This window comes from Kitasatospora sp. NPDC059571, assembly GCF_042735675.1.
In the GTDB taxonomy this organism is placed as follows: domain Bacteria; phylum Actinomycetota; class Actinomycetes; order Streptomycetales; family Streptomycetaceae; genus Kitasatospora.
Genome location: NZ_JBHWBW010000450.1, coordinates 1 through 6451 on the forward strand (window position 1 = coordinate 1; position 6451 = coordinate 6451).

A 6451-nucleotide genomic window follows, 5' to 3' on the forward strand; every position below is an offset into this window, starting at 1 on the left:
GCGCGCGCCGCGGCGCCCCCCCCCCCCCCCCCCCCACGTCCGTCATCGCGGCGGTGCGGAGCCGGTCAGCACGGGCCGTCGTCGGCCCAGACGCCCCACTGGCCGCTGGCGGTCGGCACCTCGTTCAGGGTCCACCACTTGGCGTGGTACTTGTGGCCCTGGTACGAGACCTTGTTGTTCGCGACGTAGGTGGTCGTGGCGCTCCACGCCGGGTCGGTGCAGGTGCCGCCCGGGGCGGTGGGCGAGGAGCTGGTCGGCGGGGTGCTCGTCGGCGGCTTGGTGGGCGGGGTCGCGCCGGCGAACTTCACCGTGTACTTGGTGAAGTCCCAGTCGCTCTGCGCCACGCTCGAACAGGCGCCGGACAGGCCCGGGTCGACCGTCCCGGCGCACTGCCGGTCCCGGTTGACGGACCAGAAGGTGTAGCGGGCCAGCTTGTGCGCCGTCGCGAAGTCCAGCACGGCCTGGAAGTCGGCCTGCTTGAAGTACTCGGCGGCGTCGGTGCGGCCGTTCATCATCGAGACGCCCTCGTGGGCGTACGCAGTGGCCTCGTTCCAGCCGAACGTGGTCTGCAGGATCTGGTTGAACTTCACCAGCGCGTCGGTCTGCGAGGCCGCGCCGTTGAAGCCGCCGTCGAACGGCATGATCGAGAAGTTGTTCGGCGTGAAGCCCTGCGACTTGGCCTCGTTCAGCATCTGGGTGCCGAACCAGCCGGTGCCCGAGGTCGTGCCGGCCGTGGTGATCGAGATGTACAGGCCCGGGTTGTTCTGCTGGAGGATCCGCGCCGCGCCGATCTCGTTGTGGATCGCCGCGGTGTTCTCGTACTCCGGCTCCTCCAGGTCGAAGTCGATCGCCTTCAGGCCGTACTTGGTGATGACCTTCTGGTAGCCCGCCGCGGTCGCCTCCGGCGTGCCGCAGCCCTGGCCCAGCTTGTTGCCGCCGTAGCCGCCGACCGAGACCGAGACGTCGCCGCCCTTGGCCCGGATCTTCTGGATCACCGCGGGCATCGCGGTGTCGGTGTCGATCGACGAGGTGCCGCCCCAGGCCGGGTTGCAGCCGCCCGAGTCGAGGATGAACGCCAGCTGGAAGGCCTTCTGGCCGGTGGCGTCCATCACCGCCGCCGGGTCCGGCGGAGAGTTGTCCTCGGGCATCAGATAGGGCGCCGACGCGTACCAGTTGGAGCCGAGGGCATCGGTGGCGGCAAGCGCGTCACCGCTGCTGAGCGCAATGGTCGCGCCGCCGGCCAGCAGGCCGAGGGCGGCGACGGCGGCCGCGGCGGCCGTGCCGCGCCGGCGGCGGTGCCGCCCGGGCGCGGGGGAGTCAGTCGTGGCACGTTCCATGGGGGACCTCTCCGGGACGAAGTGCGGGGGAGCCGTCCGCGGGGCGGACGGGCGGGACGGTGCCCGCCTGTGCGCGGGCGCGGTCGAGCAGCGGAGCACCGCGGCCGTGGGTGCGGACGCGGCCCCTTCCGGACGGGGTAGTGAACAAGGTGGACTGGACCAATTGCGGGGGTCAAGGCCCCCGGCTGCCTCTTGGCCATCTCTTAAGGTCCGCTTCGGGATCGGGCCGCTGCACCGCGCCACCCGGCGCACTCGCGGTTCCGCGCGACGGAACGTTTCACTCGTTCGGGTGAGCTGATGCTGCGCCGACTGCGCCATTGCGCGATCGTGCGCCGCAGCCCGCCGACTGACCCCTATTCTCCTCACTGGCCCGCCGAACGGAACGGGACGGGCCCGGTACCGGCCGGGGAGGCCACCATCGTCAGCCAGCGGGATCACGAGGCCCTGACGGGCGCCGCGGCCCGGTACGCCGCCGCGGTGCTGGTCGCCGCCGCCCTCTGCCTCACCCCGCTCGCCGTCCCGGTCGGCGGCCCGCTCGGCGGAGCGGTCGACTGGCCCCGGCTCGCCCTCCTCGCCTTCCTGCACGCCTGCGCCGAATCCCTCGCCGTCGGCCTGCCCACCCCGTGCGCCCGGCTCGTCCGCACCCTGCTGCGCCGCCCGCCGCGGCCCGCCCCGCGCCCCGCCCGGGCCCTGCCCGGACGCGGCTTCTTCCCCGTCCTGTTCGCCGGGGTGCTGCTGCTGCCCCCCGCCGCGGCCGCCCTGGTCGCCGTCCCCGGCGCACTCGGCGCCGGTGCCGGCGCCCCGCACCGGCTGCGCCCGCTGTGGAACGCCGCCCAGCTCGCCCTCGCCGCCTTCGCCGCCGCCGCGGTCTACCGCTCGCTCGGCGGCCCGCACCAGCTGCTGGGCACCCATTTCCCCGCCGCGGTGCTCGGCGCCCTCGCCGCCGTCGCGGTGTTCTGCCTGGTCAACGCCGTCCTGGTGGGCGCCATGCGGCGGCTCGACCGCACCGGCCGGCCCCGCCGCGCCCGGGCCGGCCGCGCCCGGCCCGCCGCCCTCGCCCGCGCCACCGGCGCCGTGGTGCTGCCCGCCCTGGTGCACGGCGCCGGCGGCCTGATGGTCGCGGTCCTGTGGCGCGGCCCGTACGGCGCCTTCGCGGCCGTGCTCGCCCTGCTCCCGCTCTCCATCTCCGCCTGGATGTTCGCCCAGGGCCACCGCGAGGCCAACGCCCACCAGGCCACCGTGCGCGCCCTCGTCCAGGCCGTCGAGATCAAGGACGCCTACACCCGTGGCCACAGCGAACGGGTCGGCCGCGCCTCGGTGCTGATCGCCCGCCAGCTCGGCATGGCCGAGGAGCGCATCCGCACCCTGCACTTCGCGGGCACCCTGCACGACGTCGGCAAGCTCGGGGTCGCCACCGAACTGCTGCGCCGCAACGGACCGCTCACCGAGGACGAGCGCCGCGCGGTCGAGGTCCACCCCGTCTTCGGCCACGAACTCGTCCGCGAGCTCGCCTTCCTCGGCGAGGCCCGCGAGGGCATCCTGCACCACCACGAACGCCTCGACGGCCGCGGCTACCCCGGCGGCCTGGCCGGCGACCGGATCCCCGAGTTCGCCCGGATCATCTCGGTCGCCGACGCCTTCGACTCGATGACCTCCACCCGCTCCTACCGCCGCGGCCGGCCGGTCGCCGAGGCCGTGACCGAGCTCCAGCGCTGCGCCGGCAGCCAGTTCGACCCGGCCATGGTCGGCGCCCTGGTCGCCGCCGTCGCCGAGCACGGCTGGCAGCCCGAGCCGCCGCCCCCCGGCGGCTGGGACGGCGAGGTCCCCGACATCCCGCTCGGCGTCCCCGAGCCCGCCCGGCCGGCCGCCCCGGAGCAGCGGATCCCCGCCGGCGGGACACCGTGAGACGGTTCGCGAACGGCAGCCGGATCGGACCGGCCGCCGTCCACGGAGCCGCCGCCGTCCTGCTCGGCACGGCCCTCCTGCACCTCGCCGCCCGCGGCGTGGTGCAGCCCCGGGCGGCGCTCGCCTTCGGCGCCGTGGTCGCGGCCGGCGAATGGGCCCGGGTCTCCCTGCCGGGCGACCGCGAGCACGCCCCGCTCGGCACCGCCGCGGCCCTCGCCTACGCCCTGCTCGGCCCGCTGCACGGCCTGCCCACCTCGCACGGCGTCCTCCAGGTCGTCGCGGTCACCGGGCTGGGCACCCTGGCCGGCCTGCTCCCGCTGGCCCTGCCGCAGGTCCGCGCCCGGCTGCGGCCCGACGCCGCCCGGGCCGACACCGCCTCCCGGCGGCTGCTCACGGTCGCCTTCGCCGCCCTGCTCTTCCAGCCGCTCTACGGCAGCGGCGCGCTCGACCGGGCCCCGCTCGCCGGGCCCTGGTACGGCGTGCTGCTCAGCGGCGTGGGCGCCCTCACCGCGCTCTGCGACGCCGTCGTCGCCGCCGTCCTGCACGCCGCCCGGGCCGGCCTGCGCTACACCGCGGCGCTGGAGGACGAGCTGCGCTCGCTGCTCGGCATCGGCTCGGCGATCGCCGCCACCGGCATCCTGGTCAGCCTGCTCGCGGGCGAGGTCGGGCTCTGGGCGCTGCCGCTGTTCTGCACCCCGCTGCTGCTCGCCCAGGCCTCGTTCCGGCGGGCCGCGGCGATCCGGGCCACCACCGGGCAGACCATCGAGGCCCTTGCCCGGGCCACCGAGGTGGCCGGCTACACCCCACCGGGGCATGCCCGCCGGGTCGCCGACACCGCCTGCGCGCTCGGCCGGGAACTCGGCCTGGGCACCCGCGACCTCGCCCTGTTGGAGTACGCAGCACTGATGCACGACATCGGTCAGCTCTCCCTGGTCGAGCCCGTCCCGGGGGGCGCCACCGCACCGCTGCCGGCCGCCGAGCAGCAGCGGATCGCCCGGCTCGGCAGCGAGGTGATCCTGCGCACCGGCGTACCGGCCCGGGTGGGCCGGCAGGTCGCCCGGAGCGCCGACCCGCACCGGCTCCCGGACGGCACCGCCGACCGCACCCTGCCGCTGGCCGCGCGCATCATCCGGGTCGCCAACGCCCACGACGACCTGCTGACCTCCGGTCGCGCCTGCGGCCTCTCGGAGGCGGCGGCCCGCCTGGAGGCCCTGGAGCGGCTGCGGCTGGCCCGCGGCCGCGCCTTCGACCCCCTGGTGCTGGACGCACTGGCCAGGGTCGGCCGTCGGGCCCGCGTACCGGGATGAACCGCCGTGCAGGGAGCGCGGGTCACCGCATGCGTGGTTGGATGCGGTCGTAGCGTGGAACACCGGAGGCGAGGGCACCAGTCGCCCCGGATCGTTCCCGATGCAGCAGCCGGCCTCGGCTCAGGTGCCGAGTACCGGCGGACGACAACGGCAGGGACGGAACGTGAGGATCTTCCACCGCGCACGGCACCGGCCGTCGGCCACCTGGCGGCAGACGACCGACCGCGCCTTCACGCTCATCGGCGACGGCCGCTTCGAGGACGCCGGTGCACTGCTGGTCATGGCGGCGGACCTGGAGCCCTGGCTCTCCGACTCCTGGTTCAACCTCGCCCTGCTGCACAAGTTCCGCCGCGACTGGGAGCAGGCCCGCAGCGCCGGCCTGCGGGCCGTGGCCCTGCTGGAGCGCGAGCAGGGCGCCCCGGACTGGTGGAACCTCGGCATCACCGCCACCGCCCTCCAGGACTGGCCGCTGGCCCGGCGCGCCTGGCAGGCCTACGGGCTGCGACTGCCCGGCGGCGCGGTCGCCGACGGGCCGGTCGAGCTCGACCTCGGCACCACCCCGGTGCGGCTGTCCCCGGACGGCGAGTCCGAGGTGGTCTGGGGCCGCCGGCTGGACCCGGCCCGGATCGAGGTGCTGTCCATCCCGCTGCCGTCCTCCGGCAGACGCTGGGGCGAGGTGGTGCTGCACGACGGCGCCCCGCACGGCGAACGGGTCGCCGACGGCGTCGCCTACCCGGTCTTCGACGAGATCGAGCTGTGGGCGCCCTCGCCGGTGCCGACCTTCGTGGTGCTGCTGCAGGCCGCCACCGCCGGTGACCGCGACGCCCTGGAGCGCCTGGTCGCCGACGCGGGCTACGCCGCCGAGGACTGGACGGCCTCGGTGCGGCTGCTCTGCCGGGCCTGCTCGGAGAGCCGGATGGCCATCGACGACGGCCACACCGCCCACCACGACCCGCACGACGACGGCGACCCGCTGCACCCCGGCCACCTGAGCCACCTCAGCCAGGGCAGCGCCGGGATGTCCTGGCTCGTCGAGCGGGAGTGCGGGATCGCGGCGCCGGCCGCGCTGGTGCGCGCCCTGCTGGACCGCTGGGTCGCCGCCTCGCCCGCCACCCGCGCCTACCGCGACCTCGAAGAGGTCTGCTGAGCCGCTCCCCGTAAGGGACGCGGGGCCTCGCGGGGCCGTACCCTTGACCCATCCACCGGACGCATCCACGGAAGCGGAACTGAAGCATGGCCGACGAGCACGCGCACGACCACGACGAGCTGGACGAGACCCCGGAGCCGAAGGTCGTGGGCGAGGAGCCCGACCTCTCGAAGGGCACCGCCCGCCCGATCACGGTGGTCGGCAACCCCGTCCTGCACCACGAGTGCCGTGACGTCACCGCCTTCGACGCGGACCTCGCCGCGCTCGTCGACGACATGTTCGTCTCGATGTACGCGGCCGAGGGCGTCGGCCTGGCGGCCAATCAGATCGGTGTCGACCTGAAGGTCTTCGTCTACGACTGCCCGGACGACGAGGGCGTGCGCCACATCGGCCACGTGGTCAACCCCGTCCTGGAGGAGCTGCCGGCCGGCCGCCGCACCCTGGACGACTCCCCGGAGGGCTGCCTCTCCGTCCCCACCGCGTACCAGGACCTCGCCCGGCCCGACTACGCCGCGGTGACCGGCCAGGACAAGCACGGCAACCCGATCCGCGTCGAGGGCACCGGCTTCTTCGCCCGCTGCCTCCAGCACGAGACCGACCACCTGTACGGCTACCTGTACATCGACCGCCTCTCCAAGCGCGACCGCAAGGACGCCCTGCGGCAGATGGCCGACGGCACCCCCAAGTACGCGACCGTCCCGAACGACTGACGGTACGGCGGAGCACACGGCGGAGGGCCGCACCCGGATCCCGGG

Annotated in this window: 5 protein-coding genes; 4 read left to right on the forward strand and 1 reads right to left on the reverse strand. The window is 75.3% G+C overall.

The genetic code is table 11. The annotated features are described in order from the left end of the window. Positions 1-65: 65 nt before the first annotated feature. Positions 66-1337 (reverse strand): carbohydrate-binding protein, encoded by a 1272-nt coding sequence (locus tag ACFV0G_RS32515; RefSeq protein WP_380555773.1) that lies wholly within the window; start codon positions 1335-1337, stop codon positions 66-68. 297 nt (positions 1338-1634) lie between these two features. On the opposite strand from ACFV0G_RS32515, the gene ACFV0G_RS32520 reads away from it, so the two are divergent. From ACFV0G_RS32520 to def, 4 genes are all read left to right on the forward strand, one after another. Continuing rightward, the gene (locus ACFV0G_RS32520; RefSeq protein WP_380555775.1) at positions 1635-3242 is read left to right on the forward strand and encodes an HD-GYP domain-containing protein; all 1608 of its coding nucleotides are present in this window, start codon (positions 1635-1637) and stop codon (positions 3240-3242) included. Next, positions 3239-4549 (forward strand): HD-GYP domain-containing protein, encoded by a 1311-nt coding sequence (locus ACFV0G_RS32525; RefSeq protein WP_380555777.1) that lies wholly within the window; start codon positions 3239-3241, stop codon positions 4547-4549. Before ACFV0G_RS32520 ends, ACFV0G_RS32525 begins: the two co-directional genes overlap by 4 nt. 163 nt (positions 4550-4712) lie before the next feature. Further along, positions 4713-5696, forward strand: coding sequence for a tetratricopeptide repeat protein (locus ACFV0G_RS32530; RefSeq protein ID WP_380555779.1), 984 nt, complete (start codon positions 4713-4715; stop codon positions 5694-5696). 86 nt (positions 5697-5782) lie between these two features. Next, the gene (gene def / locus ACFV0G_RS32535) at positions 5783-6406 is read left to right on the forward strand and encodes a peptide deformylase (RefSeq protein WP_380555781.1); all 624 of its coding nucleotides are present in this window, start codon (positions 5783-5785) and stop codon (positions 6404-6406) included. Positions 6407-6451 lie beyond the last annotated feature (45 nt).

Coding starts and splice junctions, on each gene's coding strand:
- def (WP_380555781.1), top strand. CDS start 5,783: ATGGCCGACGAGCACGCGCACGACCACGACGAGCTGGACGAGACCCCG.
- ACFV0G_RS32515 (WP_380555773.1), bottom strand. CDS start 1,337: ATGGAACGTGCCACGACTGACTCCCCCGCGCCCGGGCGGCACCGCCGC.
- ACFV0G_RS32520 (WP_380555775.1), top strand. CDS start 1,635: ATGCTGCGCCGACTGCGCCATTGCGCGATCGTGCGCCGCAGCCCGCCG.